This is a genomic window from Niastella populi (assembly GCF_002078015.1).
Classification (GTDB): domain Bacteria; phylum Bacteroidota; class Bacteroidia; order Chitinophagales; family Chitinophagaceae; genus Niastella; species Niastella populi.
In genome coordinates, this window is record NZ_LWBP01000185.1 from 33,021 (window position 1) to 56,519 (window position 23,499).

Sequence of the window (23,499 nt, forward strand, 5' to 3'; positions counted from 1 at the left end):
GTTTATTTTCTTAGCGTGCCGTAAAAGAACGACGTGTTATCTGACACCCGGTATAAACCGCCCAGGTTGGTTACGCCCGGGTTGGTGCTTTGAACGTAGTCGACTTTGAATGGCCCACCGGTTGCAAAGTAATTCTGAATATCTATCAGTTGGGCAGTGCGGGCCGTCCAGTTACCATCGTATGTTGGGTTGCTCAAAGTAATAATGCCGTTGTTATAAACGTACTGGAAGGTGGCGTTGGCAATAAAGGTCGAAGTGCCATTATTGTTGCGGGTGATCACCGTGGCTGTTGTCGAATTGGTAAGTACGAACCTTACGTCAACCAGCGTTCGTTTGGGGCTCATGGCCGCAAATTTTGCCACACAGCCGTTGTAAGCGGTATTGAAGCCCGAGGTTACGCCTGCCGGCAGGTTGCTGCCTATATAAAGCTCCCTGTAAGTGCCATTGTAAGCGAACAGCAAAGGCATGGGAAGAACGGGGATGGCATTTTGCTTTAATGTATATTTCGTGCCATCGGCAGCATATAATACGAATTCGCCATTTTCAATTTTTCCTCTGATGAAAACAACGCCGTTAACAGTAAAGCCATCATCGAACAGGATGCCATCGTCTACATAACTGTATTTGGCAGTGGTCTGAGTTACATTCCCATTGTCATTGAGGTACTGGAATTTGGCCGTTTTACCGCTTTTGTCGAGCACGAACTCTATCTGGTTGGTGATGCCATTTATGTTGAAATAGTTGTTCTGTTTGGTTACAAAGAAACTGGTAATGTCGTCTATGTTGGCTTTGAACGCACTGCTGAGGTAGCGGGTCTTTTGCACGGCTGTTGCTTTTACAAGAATAAGATCGTTCTTATACTTGAAGCCTTTCATTACAATGGTATCGCCGTTCATGCGTATAAACTCAAATTCCACATCGCTTTTCATGCCTGAGCCCGCCACGCCGCCATAAACAGAAGGCACAGGGTCTTGCAACATGGTAATGTAATTATACGTATCAAAAATGAGCGTGGCGTTCATTACCCATTTTATACGAAAGGTGGAAGTGTTGGCATTCGTGGCCGATTCATCATTCAGATCGGCTACCATTACTAATGATTGTGATGGTTCGAAATCCATATAGAAGCCATAGCCGCCGCTGCCTGTGGTGGAAAGGAAGGCTGTCCAGCCGTGCTCACTGCCAACCAGCGCCGTTTTGAGCTCATCGATGCGGGCCGACATCCTTTCTTCAGGTGTTTCGTCAAAGATCTTTGCCGTGTCTTTTTTGCAGGCGGTGAACAGAATTGCTGCGGAAAGTATATATAGCAGTTTTTTCATGTTAGTTTGGTTTAAAATTTACCATAGAAGTAACTGGTGGGGTCGCTTTTTACATAGAAACCGCCAAACTTCAAATAATAGTTGCCACCTTCGGTCACCGGCATCCAGTCGCCGGTGAAAGTATTACCGGTTAGGTAATTGATCAGCGGGGTAAAGCCGGCCAGTACCTGTGCGTTCCTGCCATTGGCATAGGGCGTTTCGGTACTTGGGTTATCGAAATAAGTGAACGTAATGTCGCCGCTGCTGTTGATGGTGAAATCGAAATCGTACCAGGCCACCAGGGCGGTGTTGCTGCTGTTCACATAATTCATTTGCAACTGTATTCTTGTTTTAGACAACCACACTACATTAAAGTAAACCGGCGTGCGGCCGCCATTGGTAAACAGCAGGGTTTTGCATTGATCCCAGATAGCTTTGAATTTTGCCGACTGGCCAAACTCTGCGTAGTGCGTGCCATCGGTAAAGTTGATCACCAGCGGGTTTGCCAGCATGCCGTTTTGCATGGCATAGGTAAAGCCCCGGGTTTTATCGTTGTACGTATCGCGTAATACTTTACCTACTTCATATTGCAACTGGCGAAAGTTGATGTTGAAGTACTGCCTGAAGTAATCAACTACAATGGCTTCCTTCTTTTTCAATTTAGCCTGTCCTGCTGTGCCGGCGCTTTTTGCATAGGTATCGAACCACAACTGGCCTTCAATAAGCAGGTGCGCTACCATTTCGGCAAAATCTTCGGTATATGCGCTTCTGGCATATCGTGAAACATAGCCCAGTTTTTTGGCCGTATCTTCCGTATTGGTGGTATTGGTCCAGTCTGCATAATAATCGCTTTTGGTTACCTCCTGATAATCGGGTGGAATGCTGATGATCTGGTTAAGGATGTGTGTAAACTCGTGGTGAATGGTACGCATTTTACGGCTTACCTGAGCCGGATCGTTGAAGTTAAGATCGTTGAGTTCATAGAGTACCACGCGTCGGCCCCCATCGGCTGTACCCAGGGTTATAGAACCATTCGAGTTATAAGCAGGGGAGCCGTACAGCACGAATTGTTTCGGCGTATAGGTTTTAATAAATGTAGCGCCACCTACATTTTCATATGTTTTCAAAAAGATGTTGATGAGGGCCTCGGCAGTAGGTTTTACTTTTTCGAGCTTAACGGGCGATACATCCTTTGCCACATCCATCAAACTTCTTTCAAACCTGTATTGCAACTGAATGTTGTAAGGATCGGTGAGGTTGGCCGTTATCCATTTATCGAGGTCGTTCGCTGTTGGGTTGTCGATAATGTATTGCGACATATCGACATCGAGCTTGTCTGATTTGCTACACGACCAGGTGCTAACAAGCAGCAGGCCGCATACGCTTATATTGAATATATTCTTTAGTGTCATAATTATCTTGCATTTAAAGGTAAGTTTGCGGTTGCCGCTTCTTTTGGTAACTGGAATGCCCTTCTGGGATCGCCATGGGGCAATTCGGTGAATGTTTCGGTGCCGCTGATGCCATCGATGTGGTTATGCCTCACAGTGAGCTTGTGCCTGAGTATATCCATCCAGCGGATTCCTTCCCAGATAAAAGCCCGTTTCTTCGAATCGAGCAGGACAGCTATCATAGCTTCCTTCGTATCGCTTTTTCCGGTAAAAGCTATTGCTTTGCCGGTAGTTAAACCATGGGTGCCCTGGTTGAAGTTTGCAATACGCGAGCGGCCAAAAGTGTTCAGGTCATTGATAGCATTCGTGAAATCGTCTTTTTGAATATAGGCTTCGGCGCGGTTCATCAATGCTTCGTCAACGGTGAACAGCGGCATCATGATGTAGGGCAATCCAATACCCTGGGCTACGTTGGTGTAATAAAAATACTCGTTGAATTTACCAGGGTTGTAGTTGGGCGCCGTCCAGTGGAACAATACGGTCCTGAAAGGAGCGCCAAATACAGTGGTTCCATTGTAATGGGTTTTTACCTGTTCGCCAAAGCCATAGCGATTGGCGCCTGCGCCCGAACTGCGATGGAAAGTTGAATAGGTATTTGCCAGCAGCAGGTTGAATGGCCTGTCGGCTTTCGTGTATTCCTGCCTGTGCTCAGTGCCGGATAAACTGCTCAGGTTGCCTGCATACTGACGCAGATTGTCGTAGAAATTATTCTCGGGTAAAATGGCGTTTACATGTTCAATTACTTTATCCCACTCGCCTTTGAACAGGAAGAAGCGGGCGGCAAATGCATGGGCTGCCTGCGGATTGAAGTGGTATTTGGGCACATCCCATGATCCGGCTTTCAGCAGCTTCAATCCATCGGTAAGGTCTTTTTCGATGTTTTCGTAAACGCTCTTTACGGTACCCCTGTCGTATTTCTGGAAAACTTTTGTTTCCGGTGCGGTAACATATGGGATACCCATGCCATTGTTGGCGCCGCCAATTTCATAAGCCGGTGAAAAGTGCATTACCAGCATATGATGGCAATAAGCGCGTGCTATAAGGGCTTCGCCTTTATAGGTATCGGCTTTGCTTCCGAAATTGTTTTTCTCAATAGCTTCCAGTGCATAGTTGGCTGAAGCAATAGCTTCATAGGTTGCTATCCAGTATTCGGCAGGGGTGCTGTTGCCATTGCCTTCGGGGTCGCGCCAGAAGTACAGGTCGGTGTAGGGCTGGCCTTCGTTCGATATTTTGGTTGTCCTGTCTTCCGAGTTGTCGGAAGCTTCTTCGTTCCAAAGGTAATGCCTGTCGGGATAGGCCGAAACCAGCAGGCCGGCCACCTGGTCTACTGTTGTTATTTCAGCCCGGTTATCGGGGTTCTCTTCAAGATATTTGCTGCATGAAGCAAATCCCAGAAGTATCGCGGTATATGATAATATTTTTTTCATTGTTTCAAAGTTCTACTGGTTGCTGTTCCTGGTTATTCAGTTGTGCGCTTATTGAATGCTGAATTAACTGAAACTTACAAACTGGTTTTTAAAATCCCATTTTCAAAGCCACTGTATATTGTTTAGGTATAGGCATGGCCACACCACCGTTGTTGAAGAATTCAGGGTCGGCGCCGTACAGGTTCTTATCGGAGTACAACAGGGCAATGTTGTTACCCACCAACGACACGTGCGCGGTTCTCATTTTTGTGTTCTTCAGCAGTTTGGCGGGGATCTCGTAATCGAGCGATACTCTTTTCAACCGAACGAAATCGCCTTTGGCCACGGCTTGTGTTGAATAGTTGTAGGCGTTATACGGGTAATTCGCATTAACGGTAGATGTTCCATTCAGCACTCCGTTCTCCAAATGGTACACGCCAATGAGCGATGGGATGTTGGTGCGTGTTTCATCACCTGGAACCAGCCATCTGTCGTTCACGCGGTTCGAGAGTGTGTACATATCGGAATAGGAAGCTGAAAACGTGGGTTGCAGCCTGATGTAGTTACCGGCTGAATAGGTAACAAGGGCCGACAGTGAGAATCCTTTCCAGCTAAAGCTGTTATAGAAACCACCGGCAAATGTTGGGTCGGTTGGCCCATGGTACCTGAGGTAATTCTTGTCTTCATCCTGCAAACGAACATAGGGAGTAGTTGCGCCCTTGCCTTCTGCTGTATAATATACCGGGTAACCATAGTTGGGGTCGAGGCCCGCAAATGGGATGGAGTACAGGCCGCGTTGTGCGTACCCTACGCGCATGCCGCCTTCGGCCTTTGCGTTGTTCCAGATGGTTGGGTTTATTTCAAGTCTGGTGATCTCATTCCTGTTAATGCTGAAGTTTAACTGTGTTCTCCAACGGAAACCATTACGTGGCATTTGAATGGGGTTGCCGCCAATGGTAAATTCAAAACCGCGTGCAGCCATATCGGCATAATTGGCTGTTTTTACAAACTGGCCGCCAATGCCCGATGTGTTCAGGCTGCCGATGAGGTCGAATGAGCGGCGTTTGTACCAGTCCATGGTAACGTCAATTTTATTGAACAGGGCCAGGTCGGTACCAATGTTCAGCTCGTACATTTTTTCCCAGGTCAGTTCCGAGTTCTCAACTCCGCTGAGGAAAATGCCCGATTCTTTTTCGGTATCATAAGGGCGGTAAGTAACCTGGTTATAAAATACGGCCGAAGAGTTGCGTGCGTCGCCAATGCTGGCGGTCATACCATAGGTACCGCGCAGGGTAGCGCCGCTGATCACTTTGGCAATACGGTCGCTGTAAAATGGTTCGTGGTCGATATGCCATGCACCCGATACGTTCCAGGTAGGAAGCCAGCGGGCCACTTTCGATTTACCCATTTTGTTACTGCCGTCGTAACGGGCGGTTGCATTAATGCTGTATTTGTCGGCATATGAATAAGCAGCGCGTCCCATAAAGGCGGCAAAACGGTCTTTACCGGTTCCCATACCAAAATAAGCGTCGCCGCCTTCGATCATTTTTTTGAAGTAACGGTAGTTGGGATTTACCAGTCCGCCGTTCTCATATTGGTAACCGATACCTTCATAAGAAGAGGTTTGGCGGTCGGTGCTGCGCAATTCCATCGATCCAAAGAAGTTGAACAGGTGGTCGTCGCCAAACTTATTGTTGTATTCGAGGTTCTGTCTGAAGTAAAAGTTACGCAGTTGGTCAGTTTTCGTATTGAAGAAACCACCTTCGGGTAACACTACGACAGGCAATGAATTAGGCTCATCGGGGTCGGTGTACAGGTTGATGTTGTTATCTGCAATGGTTCCGTCATAGTCGGCACGGAAGCTTTCGGCCATGTTACTTTGTTCTTTCACATAGTGTTGACGCGTGGTATTGGCGTACCGGTAGGCTCCGTCAATTGAGTATTCCAGTTGCGGAATGATCTTGTATTTAAGTCCCATCTGCACCTGCAGATCGAGCCCTTTCAAAGTAAGGTAGTTGTTATTCAACTCTTCGAGAATATTGAAGGGGGCATAGTTCCGTACAAAATACTCAGGTGCGCCGTTCTCATCATAAGCCGTCATTAAACGGCTGGTGTTAAGGGCGTAGGAGTAGGGGTTAATATCGAAGTCTCTTGAATAAACGCCATATACGGGATCGCTGTTCCTGGTAAGGGTGCCCGGTGTGCGCTGGTCTCTTATGGAACCGTTCACCATGGCTTCGCCGCGGAATTTTTCACTTAGTTTGAAGTTGTTGCGGAACTTTACGGTATAACGGCTTACCTTATCGCCAACGGTCATCCCGTTGTCTTTCATCATGGAGGTGCTGAAATAGGTTTGCGAGTTGGCAGAACCTGAGTTCATGCTCAGTGAGTGTTCCTGTAACAGTGAATTTTTGAAAAGCAGATCGAACCAGTCGGTATTGGACTCGGCATAACGCTCGAGGAAATTCATTCTGGCGTCTACTGTATTTTTAAGTGCGTATGAGTCGGTGGCGGGGTCATATTCGTACATCTGGTTGTACATCTTATGAAATATGCCACCGTCTTTGGTGCGTGATATAGAGCTGTGATTATACCAGCCTTTGCTTTCCAGCTCGAGCAACACTCCCAACTGTTCGGCGGAGTTCATGATGTCGAACTGCTTGTAGGTTGGTTTCAGGTAAGTGGTGAAGGTGCCTGAGTAGTTGATCTGGGGCGTACCGTTGGTATTCTTACCTTTTTTGGTGTTAACGACAATTACGCCGTTCATGGCGCGGGCGCCATACATGGCGGTAGCTGCCGCATCTTTCAGGATGGTGAACGATTCAATGTCATCGGGGTTCAAACCGGCAACGGAAGAACCTATGAGCGTATTGGCATCGCCCGATGAAAGCGCCTCGTTGCTGATATTCACAATGTCTTCGAGGATGATGCCATCTACCACCCAAAGCGGTTTGTTCTCACCGGAAAGTGAAGTGGCGCCGCGCACGCGGATCTTGGGTGCTGCACCAAAGGTACCCGATACGTTTTGTACGGTTACACCTGCTACCTGGCCTTCCAGCATGCGCGATACATCGGGAACACCGTTACGCTCGGCGTCTTTGGCGTTCACTTTCCCGGTAGCGCCGGTGAACAGTTTGCGGTCAACATTCTGATAACCGGTTACCACTACTTCCTGCATCCTGGTCTCGGCTTCTACCAGTTGTACGTTCAGTACGGTAGTGCTGGCGGTAAGTTTCACTTCTTTATTGGCATAACCAACGATGCTGAACACCAGGGTGGCCGTTTCGGGTATGCCTCTTAATTCAAAGCGGCCGTTGTTGTCGGTTACCGTACCGCTGCTCGTACCCTTTATCATTACCGACACGCCCGAAAGTGGTACGCCGCCGATGCCTTTTACCACACCAGACACCGTAATGTTGACGGCAGTTTTGGCGTGCATTGCAACGGCAGGGGTAACCGGTTCTCTTTCCGGTTTTATAACTACTGTACTGTCGACAATGGTGTAAGTGAATGGCTGGCCCGCAAGGGAGATCTTCAGGGCCTGTTCAAGCGGAACGTTTTTGACGTTGATGGTAACCTTGTGTGCATTGTGCAGCATTTGCATGTTGTACATGAACTGGTAACCGGTCTGACGCCGCATTTCGAGAAAAACCTTTTCTACCGGGGAATTTTTAAGGTTGATCGAAACGTATTGCGCCCAACCTGCCGCGCTTGACTGCAGTGAGGCTACGGTCGTCAACAATAGGATTAATCTCATAGTCAAAAAAGTTTTGGCCGGGAGGCGTCCGCGCAAATAATGGACGCACCCGTTAGCAGTTATTTTCATACTTTCGAGAGTTGGGTTTTACGTTTTCCTAATGTTAATTGAATGTAGATCCAGCGGGTTCGCCTTTGCTAAAACTTCGGCGAACAAAGCCGGTAATGCGCCAACATTACTGGCTTTTTAGATCTATAAAGTACTGTTTTGGTTATTTCTATCTTCTCATGTGTCTGTTTGCATGGTCCTGGTTTTTGTTATTTTTTTATGGTTGAACGATTATCGTATTTCCTTCCATGGTAAAATGTACTGCCCCCGTAAGCTCCATCAGGCCGAGCAGTTTCGATAATTTGTCTTTACGCGAAACGGTGCAGGTAAAATCAAGGTTGGCTACATCGCCTTTGTATTGAACATCTACATCGTACCACCTTGCAATTTGCCGCATGATCTGCCTGATGTTGGCGCCATTGAAATAGGTGCGTCCATTCTTCCAGGCCGTTTCTTCTTCCACATCTGCTTTCTCTACAATCATATCGGAGTTATTATTTTTTACCACGGCATGTTCACCGGGGACAAGCGTAAGTGGCGCGTTTGCATTTGCTGAAATGGCTACGGAACCCGAAACCAGGGTGGTCACTATCTGGTTCTCGTCTTCATAACCCATGATATTGAATTCGGTACCGTGAACTGCTACGTTAACGTTGCCGATCTTGACTTCAAAAGGATGATGTTGGTCTTTGGCTACATCCATATAGGCTTCGCCGGTAAGTTCCACTTCCCTTTTTTTGCCGGTAAAGGCGGTGGGGAATTTCAGTGAAGAAGCTGCATTCAGCCACACTTTGGTGCCATCTGACAAGGTGATGGAATATTCACCGCCGCGTGGTGTGGTGATCTTATTATATGCAATGGTAGTTGCTTTTTTATCGGGGGCAACATAAGCGAGCTGCCCGTTTGCCAACATTACCTGCGAGCCACCCTGCGTGGTAATAAGACCGTTATTAATACTATCCAGTTCTACAACGGAATTGTCTGCAAGATAAAGGACGGCGGTGTTACGCCCGGCGGGCTTTTCGGGTTTTACGGGTGTTACCTGACTGCCTGCTACAGAGTTTTTCTTATCGTTCCTGGTAATAAGATATATAGCGGCCGAAAATGATAACACCAATGTGGCAGCGATGCTGAGCCGGCGAAAATTTATTCGCCACCAGGGAACATCGATGGCTGGTGAAGCCGGTTTGTCGGCAGCCATAATATTGCGGAAAGTTGTAGCGCTTCTTTCTTCATTTATTATTATCCGGGGCAGATCGTTCTGTTGGGCAATTGTGGTAATGTATTGTGCTAACTCTTCGCGATCGGTTTCTGTAAGCAAACGGGCAAGTTCCTGTTGTTCATCACTGGTAAGTTTACCAGAAGCATATTGTTTCAGTAAGTAGGTTAATCTGTTCTGGTTCATTTTCAGGGTTTTACTATGTATACGCCATCGCTCTTTCATGCGTCCTCATTAATAAGACCGGACTCAGGAAAGAACGTCACGAAAAAATTTCACATTTTTTTAAAAAAAGTCGGTAAGAGGGTGCATCAGGATCAGCAGCGCGAGTGGCCCGTAACCGGCAGCGGCGAGGGCTTTCCTGATTTCTTGCAGAATGGCCGATAAATTATTCTTCACGGTGCCTACCGGTATGTTGAGCTCGGCCGCTATCTGCCCCGGTTTCATTTGCATTTCGCGGTTCAGCCTGAAGATGTTCCTTTTTTGTTCGCTGAGGTTGTTCAGCACAACCTGAATGATGTGGCTTACTTCATTCAGGTGCGTACGTTCAGAGGGCACTACCATGCCCGAGCCGTACATCGCTTCCCCAAAAGAAGCTTTGCGGTCGCGGTGTTTAATGTCGCGCTCAATATGATCGAGGTAAACCCGGGAGGCGATCCGGTATATCCAGCCGCCGATGTTATCAATGCCGGGCAGGCGGTCGCGGTTTACCCAAACTCGTACAAAGGTTTCCTGTATAATGTCTTCAACATCTGTTTCGGAGCGGGTATAGTTTAACAGGAAGGGGCGTATCTGGTTACTGTAATGGGCATAGAATTTAAAGAAGACCTGTTCGTCGCCTTCAGCAATTAGTAATAATTCCCCTTTCTCAAAATATGATACGCCCTGGTGCAAAAAATTATGTTCTTCTGCAAATATGCATAAAAAATAAAGATTACGCCAGCCGTTCATATGAATTGGAAGTGGATGGGGCAGGAACTGCTCCGTCTTCGTTCCTGCTTCGCATCCGTTTTGCCGTTCTGCTGCCTGAACATTAGGTAATGACTACCTTTTTACACCCCGCTCCCTTAGCGCAGGGGTAGTAAAAAGGTAGTATTTCTCTGGTAAATGGGTAGTGTTCAGGTTGCCGGGGGTAAACAGGGAACGAACAACGATTATTGGCGCAATCGCTAAAAACCTTCCAAAAACGCGATAAAAACGTCTAAAAAGGTACAATTGTTAGTCAAAGAGAGTTATAAAGTAGGTTACTGTTCGGGTCTATCAAACCTCACTCACTCTTCAATGCCTTTACCGGGTTGGCCCTGGCGGCTTTTATGGTTTGGGAGGCAATGGTCAATGCGGCAATGACAAACGAAGCCGTAATGGCCGCAATAAAAAAGCCGGCGCTTATGTCTATATGATAAGCGAAATGCTTCAGCCAGTTATGCATGGCGAAATACGATAATGGCGCCGCCACCAGGAAGGCAATGAGTATAAGCCAGATAAACTTCCGCGAGAACAGGTAAACGATACTTGCGAGCGGTGTGCCCAGTACCTTGCGAATGCTCACCTCTTTGGTGCGCTGGATGGTGGCAAAAGAGTTCAGTCCATATAAACCCAAACAACCAATGAGAATAGCAATGCCGGCAAAGATGCGGAAGGCGGTATAAAGTTTTTGTTCCTGCCGGTAAAAATCCGCAATATGATCGTCGAGAAATTCATAAGTGAACATTTCCCGCGGGTTCATGGCCGTCCACCTTTTTTCTATCTGGCGCATGGTTTGGGCCATGGCAGCCGGTTGCAATGATGCACTTATCCTGAAAAAGCGACGGCTATTGTAATTGATGATACAGGGTCTTCTTGGTTTGTGTTTCGATTCGCTTTGAAAGTCTTTACAACACCGGCTATCGTTACCATTTCGCCCGCCCCTCTTAATCGAACACCTATTGCCTTTTCCGGTTGCTGTATACCCAGTTTATGAATAAGTGTTTCATTCACCATTACCTTGTGCAGGGTGTCGTTATCAGGTTTCATGAAAGGTTCACTTTAATGATGATAGAATGGCCTCTTAATCCCTTAAATAGTATGCCATTCTTCAAACAGCCTGATTGCCAGTTCGAAAAGCAGGATTTCCAATATGCAATGTCCGGTATCGATACAGTGAGTGTGCGGATTGACCAGATTTTGGTAAATGTTTCTGTTACAGCTAACCGCACGGTATACGGCCTGCCGATCTTAAATTGTAACTTTGAAACAGTTACCCCGCCAGCCGGGGTAACTGTTTCAGGTTATCACCTCGTCACCTCATCAACATATTCCAGGTGAATATTGGGATTACTGATCTCCATGATGGTTGAGGCGTTTGACACATCCCTGAACTGAAACTGCCGGTACAAGGTATGCGCATCTCTCGTTCTCAGCATTTTCCTTCTCAGTCGTTTGCTCCATTCCTGCTCAAGAATATAGGATAACATTTTTTTGGCAACACCCTTGCCCTGGTGTTCGGACAGCACAAAAAAATCGGCAAACCAGGCAAATGTATAATAGTCGGTAACCACCCTTCCAAAGCCAACCTGTTTGTCGTCGATGAAGGCGCCAACACAAAATGAATGAGTCAGCGAATTTTCTACAAAGGCATAGGGAATGCCTTTGGCCCAGTACGATTCTTCGCTTAAAAAGCGGTGTATTGTATTTACATCCATCTGCTCTTTGCCCGTTTTGATAACTACAGCTGACATGTTGTTTGGTTTTGAATGATGCCACAAAATTACCGGCAGGTATTTAATAATCACAGTCTCAGTTTTATGTATTTTTATGGACACAGTTGGTTAATGTGATAATGTGATAGTGTGATAATTGAAATACAAAAGAACTGACCTTTAACATATGAAGAACGATTTTCTTTACGTTGAGATCTCGAACAACATTGCCGGTCTTATCAGGAATGAAGTACTGAAAGCCGGCGACCGCCTGCCTTCGGTGCGCATGTTATGCCAGGAGCATGGCATCAGCATGAATACGGCTAAAAGAATATTCCTCGAACTGGAAGCGCAATCATTGATTGAGTCAAAACCGCAATCGGGTTATTTTGTAAGCCGATTGTTGCACCGGAAGCCTGCATTACCCGGGGTAAGCAAACCTTTACGAACAAACGGTAAGGAACCAGATGAACTGATCCGCAAAGTGTATGGTTCCATGCGGAAAGGCGAGGTTACATTTCTGTCTGTTGGCGTATTGGCCAAAGAGCTGTTGCCAATAGCGAAACTGAATAAAGAACTGATGCATGCCACGCGGCAACTGACAGGGAGCGGTACGGAATATGAAAGCGTTCCGGGTAATGAAAATTTACGCCGCCTGGTTGCTGCCCGTTCCATAGGATGGGGTGGAAGCCTGCGGGAAAACGACCTCATCACTACCGCCGGCGGTATGAATGCTTTGTCGTTTTGTATGATGGCATTGGGAAAACCGGGCGATACCATTGCCATGGAAAGTCCCTGTTACCCCGGTAGTTTACAGTTGGCCGTCAGCCTCGGTTTGAAAGTGCTTGAACTGCCTACCCACCCTACGACCGGTATAGAGGTAGATGCGTTGAAGAAAGTGATCAATAAGATCGATCTCTGTTTGCTGGTGCCCAATTTCAATACGCCGCTGGGCAGTTTAATGCCCGAAGAAAATAAAAAGGAAGTAGTGACACTGCTGGCAAAACACGGCATTCCGCTTATCGAGGATGACATATATGGCGACCTGTACTTTAGCGGGCAGCGCCCTAAATGCTGCAAGTCGTTCGATAAGGAAGGAAATGTGCTGTTGTGCAGTTCATTTTCAAAAACGCTTGCACCGGGGTATAGAGTAGGCTGGGTAGCACCGGGTAAATACAAACACCAGATCCTGAAACTGAAATGGGTTCATGCCATATCCTCTTCAACCGTAAATAATGAGGCGGTGGCCAACTTTTTGAAAAGCGGCCGGTACGATTCCCATCTGCGCAAACTGCGGCTAACCTTGCAGCAGAATTACCAGTATGCCGTAGACGCCATAGCTGAATATTTTCCGGCCGACACCAGAATAAGCCGTCCACAGGGCGGCCTTGCCGCCTGGGTGGAGTTCAATAAAAAGGTAAATACCGCCGACCTGTTCGACCGGGCCATAAAACAAAAAATAGGCATCTCACCCGGCAGAATGTATACGCTGCAAAACCAGTTCGAAAACTGCATGCGGTTATCGATTGGGTTATACTGGACAGATGAGCTGCGGCAGAAATTGAAAACATTGGGTGGAATAGTTTCCCGGATGTAGCGAATGGCTGTTATTGCAGCCATTCGTTTATTACAGCCGCATCAAACTGTACCAATACCTCAACCGGCATTTGATTACTGTTTATATGTCCTGCTTTATCAATCAAAAAGGTACGGGGCAGTGAATCAGCTTTATAGTCTTTACAAATTTGAAGTTCGGTAAATCCCTTTGCCACTACATTAACGCCGCCGATATTCAGTTCTTTCACTTTTCTTCTCCATCCGGCTACGTCTTCTTCAAAGCAGATATTCAGGAAAACGATGTTTTTATCTTTATACTTTTCATTGATGATGGGTTCGTATTTCATGAAATTACCCGTGCAGGCGCCATGGGATACAGACCAGAAATTAAGATAAACCCATTTGCCCTTAAAGCCGGAAAGCGACACTTTGTTGCCATCTGTGTCTTCCAGGGTGAAGTCAGGCGCGGGATTGCCATTTTTAAGCCTGGCATATTCCATGTCCATTTTTTTTATGCTTTCTTTGATGGCTGTATTGTTGCAGATCTGTTTGTATTCGTCAGATAACCGGAGGGCGTCTGCATAGGAACCGCCATGGTATAAACCTTTCAGGTAATTCATGATCAGCCAGTCCCTGATCACCGGAATATGAACATCACCAATGATCGTATGGTATCGCCCATGATGATTGATGGGATGATCCTGCCGTGTACTGTCTGCTTTAATGGTCTTTGTAAATAGCAGTCCGGTATTTGTATAGTTCAGCAAAAACGTACGGTAATGATCCGAGGTGTAAAACAACGGTTCGTTCAGGGTTTGGTATTCGCGCTCTGAAGGAAAAAAGGAGCTGTATCTGTTATACAGTTCTTTGCCTATTATTTTTTCATTTTGCTTAAGGGCGAATACGGGGTTGTTGCTGAGCCAGTGTGTAAGATGCCGGTAATATATTTCAAAGATCGTTTGTTTAATACTGGGTGAAGGTTGTTGAATGCGTTGCAGAAAATCTTTTAGCTGCTGGTTGTAAATTACGCTCAGTAAACTGTCTGACCCTTTTTCTGCAGCAGCATCGATCTCTTCGAGTCTGCTATCGAACAGGGCGGTATTGTCAAGCACCGCTGTTATCTCCCTTTTTCGCTGCGTGTTATTTACAGCCAGATTATAGGTCAATAACGATTCGTCGAATGTAAGATCTACGGTGTCGCCGGGCAGTACGGGAAAACGGAAGTCCTGGTTCGGAAAAGTGATAGTGATGTAGTTTCCCGTACCTACGGCAATTTCCTGTTTGAAGTAGCCGGAATCGCTTACGAGCAAAGAATATTTCCTGTTTTCAAGCAGATCATCTACTGAGACAATTACGAGGTCGTTTACGGGGTGAATTACTGTTCCTTTGATAACCGCGTTGGATTGTGCTATTCCTGAAAATACAAACAACTGCAATGCAGCAAAGAGAAAACAGGTCCTGGGGTTTTTCATTTTTTCAATCGGTAATTAATTCTAATATAACGATTAAGCAGCCTTGTCTGGTATATAACAGGAATAAGATATATTTTACCCCATCAAAATAATGGTTTTTAGGACATTTATAAACAAAAAAGCCAACCACGCCCGGGGGTGGTTGGCTACCTGAGCCGGTTTTTTAAAAACCGGGTTGGGTGAATTATAAAAGATTTTACTTCTTCAGGATCTTTTTGATCGTTTTCTTATCGCCATCGATGATCTGTATCAGATACATGCCAGCTGGATATTTGCTGATGTTCAATGTGTGTAAATTTCCGGTAGCATTTGCCACTGAATATACTTTTCCATTGATGTCGCTTACGATGATCTGGCTTTTTTGACGGTTACCGGGAAGAGAGATGGTAACCTGGTCATGTGCCGGAACCGGGTACACGCTGACCGGTTGTTCATTGCTTACAACAGCGGCCGGCGTGGTTGTTTCCCTACGCGCGCCTACCGGCGTACCATATACTTCCAGTTCATAAATTGAATAACCATAAACAGAACCGCGGGCGGTTCCATGGATCCGCACATATCTTCCTGTTGCGGTTAAACCTGTATAGTCATTCGTGAGTGAAGTATTGCCGGTGATGTTTCTTACGGTGTTCCAGTTGCTGTTATCGGTTGATACCTGTACCAGAAAATCTTTACCATACGCGGCTTCCCAGTTGATCTTTATCTGCGAAATATTGTAATTGGCGCCAAGATCTACCGTCATCGTTTGCGGATCTGCATACAGGGTGGCCGACCAGCGGGTGGTGCTGTTTCCATCAACTGCATATTGACCTTCAAACCCGGCCTCTTCAACGGAAGAAACGGTCACATTTTTGTTCAAAGCAATGTTTACGGGTCCGCTCACCTGTGTGCCATATACTTCCAGTTCATAAATTGAATAACCGTAGGTAGTGCCGCGGGCTGTACCATGAATACGCACATAGCGGCCGGTGGCGGTCAAACCGGTATAGTCATTGGTTACGGAAGTATTGTTTTGTACATTCTGCACGGTGCTCCAGTTGCTGTTGTCATTTGAAATCTGTACCAGGAAGTTTTTGCCATATGCGGCTTCCCAGTTGATGCGGATGCGGTTGATGTTATAAGTAGCGCCAAGGTCAACAGTGATCGTTTGCGGATCGATGCCCTCCGCACTTGCCCAACGGGTTGAACCATTGCCGTCGACGGCGTTTGGCCCTGTCAGTGTGTTGTCTTCAATAGAAGTAACGGTAACATTTTTGTTAAGGGCGATGTTCTCAGGGCCCGGTGCGCCGCCAAAATCATCGGCGGGGCTAAGGATATTATTGCGGATCCATGCGCCCGCTTCTTTCAGTCTGCCCGTTGTCCAGTTGCTGCCACCGCAGGTGCCGGTTGTCCATACGGCGCCGGTTCTGAAATCATCGCTGTAGTTCCAGTTTACCCAACTGATCTTTTTTGTACGCATGAGATTGATGTACCGTTGCGACATGTTGAAGTCGTTGGGGCCGTCACCTGATGCTTCCTGCGTACCGAACTCGGTAACGAAGATGGGCAGGCTGTCTGCAGCCCACTCGAGGTGGTTCAGGTACGAATCACCATGACTTTTGGCATAAAAGTGAAACGTGTACAGGATGTTAGGGAAGGTAAGCGGACTGTTTACGATCTCCTGTGCGCTGCTGCCTTCCGACAGGCCCAGTGATGACCATGCTCTTGTGCCTACGATTATAGGCGCATCGTTGTCGATATTCCTGATAACCGGGATCACCTGGTTGGCATAGTTCTTAATGCTTGCCCAGCTTACATTGCCGTTTGGCTCATTACAGATCTCGTACAGGATGTTGTTGTTGTTCTTGAAGGTATTGGCCATTTCGGTAAAGAACGTAATGGCGCGGCTGGTGTTGAAATTGGGGTCGCCGGGCGTAAGCATGTGAAAATCGATCAATGCATACATACCGCGGGCCGTTACTTTGTTCACCAGTGTTTTTACCAGGTTGGTGTAATAGGTGGGATTGGTTTCATATCCCCCTTCCTGGATGTACATCGAAATACGGAAGATGTCTGCTTTCCAGTCATTGGCCACCGCATCGAGCGATGCATCGGTTAAACACTGGTTGAACCATTGAATGCCATGAGAGCTCATACCCCGTAACTGAATGGGATAACCGTTCTGGTTGACAAGCTTTGTGCCGTTCACCCTCAGTTGTCCGTTTTGCGAAACTGGTGTTTGTGCGTAGGTTAGCGCTACGCTGAAAAGGCTAAGGAAAAGGATAGCCGGTTTCGATAATAAATGTTTCATTCTTGTGGGTTTATTTGCATTAGAGAAATGACAATTCACCCGAAGCGGTGCTTCGAAAAAAATGAAGAAGGTATGGCAGTGCAGGGTGCTTAGTGATTAATAGGGGAAGATGAAAAATGTAACTAAAGGGGACACAAAAGTATATAGTTAATTGGAATGCGAGTTTACCAATTTTAACTTGTGAATAAATAAATAGGTGTTCTTATTATTTTAAACCGTTATGTTTTCTGATGAGCGCTCTTGCTTTTATGCCCGATTGTTTCAGGTCGCTCGTTTTCCAGTTACCGGTATCCGAAGCGGTAGGTAACAATACCGAACAGGTTTCGTCTTTATCCGATACCGACCAGGTGATCCAGCTGATCTTATTGTTCTCGGCCCATGTTATCCATGCGTTCCATTCCGGTTCGTTCAGCGGGCCATTACCGGTAGCTTCCATCCCGGCAGATTCCGAAATGAAAATGGGTAATCCTTTTTTAAGCGCATAATCGCCCCTGTCGCGCAAGTGCTGTTTATGTGTTGCTGCATAAAAATGAAGCGTATACATTAAGTTGTTATATCCTTTTATGGGGTCATCGGCCGCAAGGTGAATGTCCTGGTCCCAATGAGGTGAGCCAACCAGAATGACATTATCGGGGTCTATGGCCCTGATGGTTTTTATGAGCTCGATGGAGTAGGTTTTTACATCGGCCCACGACTGTTGTTCGGGCTCGTTGAAGATCTCGTAAATGATATTTGGATGTTTGCCGTAGGTGGTGGCTATTTCGGTAAAGAACTGCTGCGCTTCTTTTTGCCTGATATTATGACTGTGCCAGTCTACTATAACATAAATGCCTTCTTTGATGGCGGCGTCGATCACCGCTTTTATTTTTTCCTTCGACCAGCCGGGTTTATTTATATAGCCGTGCTCAGGTTCAACGCCCATGGCTGCCCGCACAATGTTACAACCCCAGTCTTTTTTCAGCCAGCTTACGGTTCCGGCATTATAAAAACGCGGCCACCAGTTATGCCAGCCATAGCTCATGCCGCGCAAAACTACAGGCTGCCCTTTCTCATTGACGAGGTGTAACCCCGATACCTGTAACCGCCCGTTCTCTTTCACCGGTTGGGTAAACCCGGTATAAAATGCCAGGACGAACAGGAGTACTGAACTGATCTTTTTCATATATGCAGGCTTTGAGGCTTTAAGTTGCTATAAAAAATCGAGATTGGAACAGCCCGGGCAATAAAAGCGGATAAATGGATAAAAAACAGGCAGTTTATTGCCCCCAGGCGGTGATCACCAGGGATCGAGATCCGCCGTGGTTGCGGTGCTCGCATAAATAAATGCCCTGCCAGGTGCCCAGGGCCAGCTGGCCTTTACGAATGGGAATGAGCACCGAGCAGCCCAGCATGGATGCTTTCAGGTGAGCGGGCATATCGTCGGCGCCTTCATAATCGTGTTTATAATCGGGGTCGTTTTCCCTCACTGTTTTATTGAAGAACATTTCAAAGTCCATTCGAACGGTGGGGTCGGCATTTTCATTGATGGTAAGCGATGCCGAGGTATGCTGAATAAAGACCTGTAAAAAGCCGGTAGTGATACCCGCCATTTCCGGCAATGCCCGCACCACTTCCCTTGTTATTAAATGAAAGCCCCTTGGTTTTTCCGGTAATGCTATCTGTTGCTGATACATTTTCATGGTGTTATTGTTAAAGGTCGTAGCGCAAATTTGGGTAATATTTTGAACATATGTATTGGTGACAGGCGGCCGGCGACGCAAAATTTATTCCTGAGCGGTTATTGTATGGTATAATAATTATGGGAATAATGGCCTAATACCTGTTTATGAGTAAAGCTTCACGCACTTCGCCTTATTCACCTTATTCGAGAAGAAAATTCATCCATAATGTATCGCTGGCTTCCCTCGCATTAGGAAGCGCTTCCATGCTGCCATCCTGCGGGCCCGCTTCCAATGAAAAAAGAACCGAAAAAAATGAATAATATGAATACAGAAGGAAAACTGGGAATTGCCCTGGTTGGATTGGGCAATTACAGTGAGAACGAACTGGCGCCTGCCTTACAGGAAACCCAACACTGCTACCTGGCCGGCCTTGTTACCGGTTCGCCCGATAAAGCAGATAAATGGAAGAAAAAATATAATATACCGGATAAGAACATTTACGATTACAAAACCTTCGACACCATAAAAGATAATCCCGATATAGATATCGTATATGTGGTACTGCCGAATGCCATGCATGCCGAATACGTGATACGGGCGGCCAAAGCCGGCAAACATGTGATATGCGAAAAGCCTATGGCCATTACCGTTGAAGAGTGCGACCAGATGATCGCGGCCTGTGCAGCAGCCGGTAAAATGTTGTCGATCGGTTATCGCCTGCATTTTGAACCGCATAACCTCGGGATGATGCGTATAGGCAAAGAGAAACCATTCGGTAGTATTGTAAAAATGACAGCGGAAAATGGAATGGGTGATACGAAAGGCTGGCGGTTAGATAAAGTACTGGCCGGCGGCGGTCCGTTGATGGACCTTGGTATTTACTGCGTACAGGGTTGCCGGTATACAACCGGTATGGAGCCGGTTGCCGTAACTGCCAAAGAAGCTGCCAAAACCAATCCGGAAAAGTTCACAACCGTTGAGGAAGGACTTAGCTGGGTAATGGAGTTTCCCGATAATATAAAAGCGGCCTGCACTACCAGTTATTCAAAAGAAATGAACAAACTGCGGGCAGAAGCGCAAAACGGATGGGCAGAACTATCACCGGCCTATGAGTACAGGGGCATAAAAGGAGAAACCTCCAAAGGGAAAATGGATTTTCCGCAGGTTAACCAGCAGGCTAAACAAATGGATGATTTTGCGGATGCAATAAAAAATAAACGGCCTACACCGGTACCGGGTGAAATGGGGCGGCAGGATGTAAAGATCTTACAGGCTATTTATAAGGCCATGGAGAGCGGGCAGCGGGTTGAAATAATTTGATAATGGGCTAATATGCTAATTTGCTAATGGAATACAGTTTAATTTTGTAGTTCAGGACTAATGGCGAAGTAAGATAATTTGATGATGTGATGATCCCGGCTGCGCTAACCAGTCAACTCGTCAACCAGTCAACTCATCAACCTACAATCCCTATATTTACAGGAACTTAAACTGTATGAAAGAAGAACTGCTCAGCCTCATCGACATCCTGGGCACTATAACCTTCGCCATCTCGGGCGTATTTGCCGCTATTCAAAAAAAGCTCGATCTTTTCGGGATCCTGATCATAGCCTTTATTACAGCAATAGGCGGGGGAACGTTACGGGACATGCTGATCGGCGATCTGCCGGTTAGCTGGATGCGGAGCGTTACAACGCCGCTTTTGATCCTCGTAAGCGCGGTAGCTGCCATTCTGTTCAGAAAGATCATCGGCAACTTTCAGCAAACGCTGTTTGTTTTCGATTCGCTGGGACTGGGCTTCTTCACCGTACTGGGTATACAAAAAGGAATAACCTTCGGGTTTAGTCCGGGTATATGCATTGCCATTGGCACCATCAGCGGTTGTTTTGGCGGGGTGATCCGGGATATCCTTCTCAATAATATTCCACTTATTTTCAGAAAGGAAGTGTATGCTACCGCCTGTATCCTTGGCGGACTGATCTATTTTCTTTTATTAAAACTCGATTTCAACAAGAACTGGCTCGATGTGGTAATTATGGCTATCGTATTCCTGGTGCGTATTCTGGCCGTTCGGTTCAAATGGCGCATACCCGGCATTTACAACGATAAAATGGAAATGTAGGATGCCAGTAATAATTTGCTAATTTGCTAATGTGCTGATGTGCTAATTCCGCAGCGCGGGACAAGTTGTGCTAATGGAATACACCTCATTTTCGAATCTCAGGACCAATGGCACAAGTTTCAGGGTATGACCTAATTCTTTATTTCTGAACTGATCAGTTGTAGACGGAAAAGTTTTGAGGTGCCATTGTCATTGTCGGCCACGGCAATACAGGTAATTGTTCCTCCCTTTTTGCTTACAATATCTATCGATTCTATTTTTTCTTTCAGCACTGCGCCCTGCTTGTCCCTTAACAGATGACTGGCTATCACTTTATTTTCTTTCATTGAATAGATGCCTATAAAGCTGCCTGATATAGGGCCGTCCGTTATCCAGTCGGGTGTATCTTCAACGGAAGCAGTGAATAATATAAGGTTGTCATTGATGGTACTTAACCCCGAAAGCCGGGCTTCTTTGCCATCAATCTGCGGTAAATGAGCCCGCTGATAAGTTATGGGCGGTACCGGGGCGCCTGCAAAAAAGAAATAATGCATCAATGAATCGACGTTACAGCTGATTATTGTATTGTTTCCCCGGTTGCTAAGCAACAACGAATCGCCCGCAACGGTGGAACCTTCTACATTCCATTGTGTACTATCGGTGCCTGTTAGCTGCTGTAGTTCCCTGTAAAATTGTTGAACGGGTATAATTTGCTGATCGGCCGTATCGGCCATGTTCAGTAATAAAATACTATCCCGGTAGGGCGCCAGGCTGCCCGACCCGAAGGCCAGCAGGTATAGTTTGTTGTTGTACCTGATAAGATTGGCGCATTCAAGATCATGTTTAATGGATTTGGGCAGCCGGTATTCATCAGTGGCAACGTTGTTCAGCGGGATCTTCTGTTGTTGGTAATTGGAAAGGTTAAGCCGGTATATGCCGGTAGCGTCATCGCCTACGATCCAGGCTGAATCGCCATGTATAACAAGCCCCGAGGCGGAGGGAATACTGTCGAGCAATAATTCTTTTTCGATAATAAGCATTTCTGTAGGGGTATTTTCCCGGCAGCCGCCGGCAAGGAATATGATTATGGATACAATATAAAGACAGCTTTTCATGTGCAGCAGGGAAGTTATACTATTTTTCATACTCCCTATTCAAAAATATGACCAGGGTTGGGGTTATATGGTTCAGGTTGCCCCCATATAGTTGGGGTTACATGGTTTTCCCTGAAACCTGTGCCCTGTAACATCTAAGGCATCAATTTGCAGGTGAGGTTAACAAATATGAGATATGTTTCATTACTGGTATTACCTCCAAAAAAAATGGTAACTTCACTGAAGGCCATATGATCGATGGTGTTTTATTATTATAAAACCTGAAAATCCTGTTACAATGAGCACTGTGTCACGCAGACAAATAATTAAAACGATTGCTGCCGGCAGCGGCATCATTTTGCTTTCTCCCAAAACCATTTTTTCCGCTAAGCGCCTTTACAAAGACAAGCTGGGTATTGCGTTGGTTGGACTGGGTTATTACAGTACCGACCTGCTGGCGCCGGCATTGCAACAAACCAAACACTGTTACCTCGCAGGTATAGTAACCGGTACGCCGGCCAAGGCGGAAGCATGGAAGAAGAAATACAATATACCTGACAAGAACATTTACAACTATCAGAACTTCGACAGCATTGCCAATAACCCCGATATCGATGTGGTATATGTGGTATTGCCGCCATCGATGCACAAGGAGTATGTGGTAAGGGCTGCCAATGCCGGTAAACATGTCTGGTGCGAAAAACCCATGGGAATGACCGAAGCGGAGTGTAAGGCCATGATCACCGCCTGCAAAGCCAACAAAAGGTCCCTGGCCATTGGATACCGCCTGCACCATGAGCCCAATACCCAGGCATGGCGAAAGATCGTGAAGGAAAATCAACTGGGTAAAGTAACAAAGGTGAATTGCGCAGCGGGATACCGCGATAACCGCACCGATCACTGGAAACAGAAAAAAGAAATGGGCGGCGGCGTTTTATACGATATGGGCGTATACTCCATACAGGGCGCCCGGCTGGGTACCAATATGGAACCGGTTGCTATCGTTTCGGCACAAACGTCAACTACACGTCCTGAGATCTATAAGAACGGTCTCGATGAAACCACCATCGCTACCCTTGAGTTTCCGGGTGGGGTGCTGGCCGATATAAAGACCAGCTTTGGCGAAAATGTAAACTTTCTCAATATCACCTGTGAAAAGGGCGAAATAAAGGTGCAGCCTTATTCGGCCTACAACGGGCAAAAAATAACCAGCCCGCTCGGTACTATAGAGCATCCTTATAATATACCCTTTCAGCAGGCAACACAAATGGATGATGACGCATTGAGCATTATGCAAAAGAAACCGATGATGGTGCCCGGCGAAGAAGGATTGCGTGATATAAGAATTGTGGAGGCCATTTATAAATCGGCTGCTACCAAACAGCGGGTGAGTTTGTAAAAGTTCTTTGCCGTGTTAAGGTTCCCCACCGTAACGTGGTGGATTCCGCATCCTTTAACAGGTAAAAC

The 23,499-nt window shown here is 46.5% G+C and carries 19 protein-coding genes; 5 read left to right on the top strand and 14 right to left on the bottom strand.

Annotation, left to right across the window (positions count from 1 at the left end):
• Positions 1 to 2 precede the first annotated feature (2 nt).
• The 9 genes from A4R26_RS15580 to A4R26_RS15625 form a co-directional block, all read right to left on the bottom strand.
• Entirely contained in the window at positions 3 to 1,319 is a 1,317-nt protein-coding gene (locus A4R26_RS15580; protein WP_081164670.1) for a DUF4302 domain-containing protein, read from the bottom strand.
• Between the two features lie 11 nt (positions 1,320 to 1,330).
• Complete coding sequence (locus A4R26_RS15585; protein WP_081164671.1) at positions 1,331 to 2,710, bottom strand: substrate import-associated zinc metallohydrolase lipoprotein; 1,380 nt, start codon at positions 2,708 to 2,710, stop codon at positions 1,331 to 1,333.
• Between the two features lie 2 nt (positions 2,711 to 2,712).
• Positions 2,713 to 4,176, bottom strand: coding sequence for a RagB/SusD family nutrient uptake outer membrane protein (locus A4R26_RS15590; protein ID WP_081164672.1), 1,464 nt, complete (start codon positions 4,174 to 4,176; stop codon positions 2,713 to 2,715).
• Positions 4,177 to 4,264: 88 nt separating this feature from the next.
• Positions 4,265 to 7,912 carry a SusC/RagA family TonB-linked outer membrane protein gene (locus A4R26_RS15595; protein ID WP_242674919.1) on the bottom strand — a complete coding sequence of 1,216 codons (3,648 nt, stop codon included), beginning with the start codon at positions 7,910 to 7,912 and terminating at the stop codon, positions 4,265 to 4,267.
• Between the two features lie 265 nt (positions 7,913 to 8,177).
• Positions 8,178 to 9,365, bottom strand: coding sequence for a FecR family protein (locus A4R26_RS15600; protein ID WP_165760289.1), 1,188 nt, complete (start codon positions 9,363 to 9,365; stop codon positions 8,178 to 8,180).
• A 99-nt stretch (positions 9,366 to 9,464) separates the two neighbouring features.
• Complete coding sequence (locus tag A4R26_RS15605; RefSeq protein ID WP_165760290.1) at positions 9,465 to 10,073, bottom strand: RNA polymerase sigma factor; 609 nt, start codon at positions 10,071 to 10,073, stop codon at positions 9,465 to 9,467.
• A 373-nt stretch (positions 10,074 to 10,446) separates the two neighbouring features.
• Entirely contained in the window at positions 10,447 to 10,947 is a 501-nt protein-coding gene (locus tag A4R26_RS15610) for an ABC transporter permease (RefSeq protein WP_081164675.1), read from the bottom strand.
• Between the two features lie 23 nt (positions 10,948 to 10,970).
• Positions 10,971 to 11,192: a hypothetical protein gene (locus A4R26_RS15615; RefSeq protein ID WP_081164676.1), complete on the bottom strand. Its 222-nt coding sequence runs from the start codon at positions 11,190 to 11,192 to the stop codon at positions 10,971 to 10,973.
• Positions 11,193 to 11,449: 257 nt separating this feature from the next.
• On the bottom strand, positions 11,450 to 11,896 hold the full coding sequence (locus tag A4R26_RS15625; protein ID WP_081164678.1) for a GNAT family N-acetyltransferase: 447 nt from the start codon (positions 11,894 to 11,896) through the stop codon (positions 11,450 to 11,452).
• Positions 11,897 to 12,044: 148 nt separating this feature from the next.
• Between A4R26_RS15625 and A4R26_RS15630 the strand changes: the two genes are divergently transcribed.
• Positions 12,045 to 13,454 (top strand): aminotransferase-like domain-containing protein, encoded by a 1,410-nt coding sequence (locus A4R26_RS15630; protein WP_081164679.1) that lies wholly within the window; start codon positions 12,045 to 12,047, stop codon positions 13,452 to 13,454.
• 10 nt (positions 13,455 to 13,464) lie between these two features.
• On the opposite strand, the gene A4R26_RS15635 is transcribed toward A4R26_RS15630, so the two are convergent.
• The 4 genes from A4R26_RS15635 to A4R26_RS15650 form a co-directional block, all read right to left on the bottom strand.
• Positions 13,465 to 14,886 (bottom strand): TlpA family protein disulfide reductase, encoded by a 1,422-nt coding sequence (locus A4R26_RS15635; RefSeq protein ID WP_081164680.1) that lies wholly within the window; start codon positions 14,884 to 14,886, stop codon positions 13,465 to 13,467.
• 196 nt (positions 14,887 to 15,082) lie between these two features.
• Positions 15,083 to 17,176 carry a cellulase family glycosylhydrolase gene (locus tag A4R26_RS15640; RefSeq protein ID WP_081164681.1) on the bottom strand — a complete coding sequence of 698 codons (2,094 nt, stop codon included), beginning with the start codon at positions 17,174 to 17,176 and terminating at the stop codon, positions 15,083 to 15,085.
• A 205-nt stretch (positions 17,177 to 17,381) separates the two neighbouring features.
• Complete coding sequence (locus tag A4R26_RS15645) at positions 17,382 to 18,338, bottom strand: glycoside hydrolase family 5 protein (protein ID WP_081164682.1); 957 nt, start codon at positions 18,336 to 18,338, stop codon at positions 17,382 to 17,384.
• Positions 18,339 to 18,432: 94 nt separating this feature from the next.
• Positions 18,433 to 18,855: a secondary thiamine-phosphate synthase enzyme YjbQ gene (locus tag A4R26_RS15650; protein ID WP_081164683.1), complete on the bottom strand. Its 423-nt coding sequence runs from the start codon at positions 18,853 to 18,855 to the stop codon at positions 18,433 to 18,435.
• A 146-nt stretch (positions 18,856 to 19,001) separates the two neighbouring features.
• Here A4R26_RS15650 and A4R26_RS35015 point away from each other — a divergent pair, with 146 nt between their 5' ends.
• The 3 genes from A4R26_RS35015 (at position 19,002) to A4R26_RS15660 (ending at position 20,959) form a co-directional block, all read left to right on the top strand.
• Complete coding sequence (locus A4R26_RS35015) at positions 19,002 to 19,157, top strand: hypothetical protein (RefSeq protein ID WP_165760291.1); 156 nt, start codon at positions 19,002 to 19,004, stop codon at positions 19,155 to 19,157.
• A gap of 1 nt (position 19,158) precedes the next feature.
• Positions 19,159 to 20,157 carry a Gfo/Idh/MocA family protein gene (locus A4R26_RS15655; RefSeq protein WP_207625761.1) on the top strand — a complete coding sequence of 333 codons (999 nt, stop codon included), beginning with the start codon at positions 19,159 to 19,161 and terminating at the stop codon, positions 20,155 to 20,157.
• A gap of 175 nt (positions 20,158 to 20,332) precedes the next feature.
• A complete protein-coding gene (locus A4R26_RS15660) occupies positions 20,333 to 20,959 on the top strand; it encodes a trimeric intracellular cation channel family protein (RefSeq protein WP_081164685.1) in 627 nt (208 codons plus the stop codon).
• Positions 20,960 to 21,090: 131 nt separating this feature from the next.
• Here A4R26_RS15660 and A4R26_RS15665 read toward each other — a convergent pair whose 3' ends face one another.
• Positions 21,091 to 22,083 (bottom strand): DUF6929 family protein, encoded by a 993-nt coding sequence (locus tag A4R26_RS15665; protein WP_133054695.1) that lies wholly within the window; start codon positions 22,081 to 22,083, stop codon positions 21,091 to 21,093.
• A gap of 247 nt (positions 22,084 to 22,330) precedes the next feature.
• Between A4R26_RS15665 and A4R26_RS15670 the strand changes: the two genes are divergently transcribed.
• Positions 22,331 to 23,431 (top strand): Gfo/Idh/MocA family protein, encoded by a 1,101-nt coding sequence (locus A4R26_RS15670; protein ID WP_081164687.1) that lies wholly within the window; start codon positions 22,331 to 22,333, stop codon positions 23,429 to 23,431.
• The last annotated feature ends 68 nt before the right edge of the window (positions 23,432 to 23,499 follow it).

Coding starts and splice junctions, on each gene's coding strand:
- A4R26_RS15580 (WP_081164670.1), bottom strand. CDS start 1,319: ATGAAAAAACTGCTATATATACTTTCCGCAGCAATTCTGTTCACCGCC.
- A4R26_RS15585 (WP_081164671.1), bottom strand. CDS start 2,710: ATGACACTAAAGAATATATTCAATATAAGCGTATGCGGCCTGCTGCTT.
- A4R26_RS15590 (WP_081164672.1), bottom strand. CDS start 4,176: ATGAAAAAAATATTATCATATACCGCGATACTTCTGGGATTTGCTTCA.
- A4R26_RS15595 (WP_242674919.1), bottom strand. CDS start 7,912: ATGAGATTAATCCTATTGTTGACGACCGTAGCCTCACTGCAGTCAAGC.
- A4R26_RS15600 (WP_165760289.1), bottom strand. CDS start 9,365: ATGAACCAGAACAGATTAACCTACTTACTGAAACAATATGCTTCTGGT.
- A4R26_RS15610 (WP_081164675.1), bottom strand. CDS start 10,947: ATGGCCCAAACCATGCGCCAGATAGAAAAAAGGTGGACGGCCATGAAC.
- A4R26_RS15615 (WP_081164676.1), bottom strand. CDS start 11,192: ATGAAACCTGATAACGACACCCTGCACAAGGTAATGGTGAATGAAACA.
- A4R26_RS15625 (WP_081164678.1), bottom strand. CDS start 11,896: ATGTCAGCTGTAGTTATCAAAACGGGCAAAGAGCAGATGGATGTAAAT.
- A4R26_RS15630 (WP_081164679.1), top strand. CDS start 12,045: ATGAAGAACGATTTTCTTTACGTTGAGATCTCGAACAACATTGCCGGT.
- A4R26_RS15635 (WP_081164680.1), bottom strand. CDS start 14,886: ATGAAAAACCCCAGGACCTGTTTTCTCTTTGCTGCATTGCAGTTGTTT.
- A4R26_RS15640 (WP_081164681.1), bottom strand. CDS start 17,176: ATGAAACATTTATTATCGAAACCGGCTATCCTTTTCCTTAGCCTTTTC.
- A4R26_RS15645 (WP_081164682.1), bottom strand. CDS start 18,338: ATGAAAAAGATCAGTTCAGTACTCCTGTTCGTCCTGGCATTTTATACC.
- A4R26_RS15650 (WP_081164683.1), bottom strand. CDS start 18,855: ATGAAAATGTATCAGCAACAGATAGCATTACCGGAAAAACCAAGGGGC.
- A4R26_RS35015 (WP_165760291.1), top strand. CDS start 19,002: ATGAGTAAAGCTTCACGCACTTCGCCTTATTCACCTTATTCGAGAAGA.
- A4R26_RS15655 (WP_207625761.1), top strand. CDS start 19,159: ATGAATACAGAAGGAAAACTGGGAATTGCCCTGGTTGGATTGGGCAAT.
- A4R26_RS15660 (WP_081164685.1), top strand. CDS start 20,333: ATGAAAGAAGAACTGCTCAGCCTCATCGACATCCTGGGCACTATAACC.
- A4R26_RS15665 (WP_133054695.1), bottom strand. CDS start 22,083: ATGAAAAATAGTATAACTTCCCTGCTGCACATGAAAAGCTGTCTTTAT.
- A4R26_RS15670 (WP_081164687.1), top strand. CDS start 22,331: ATGAGCACTGTGTCACGCAGACAAATAATTAAAACGATTGCTGCCGGC.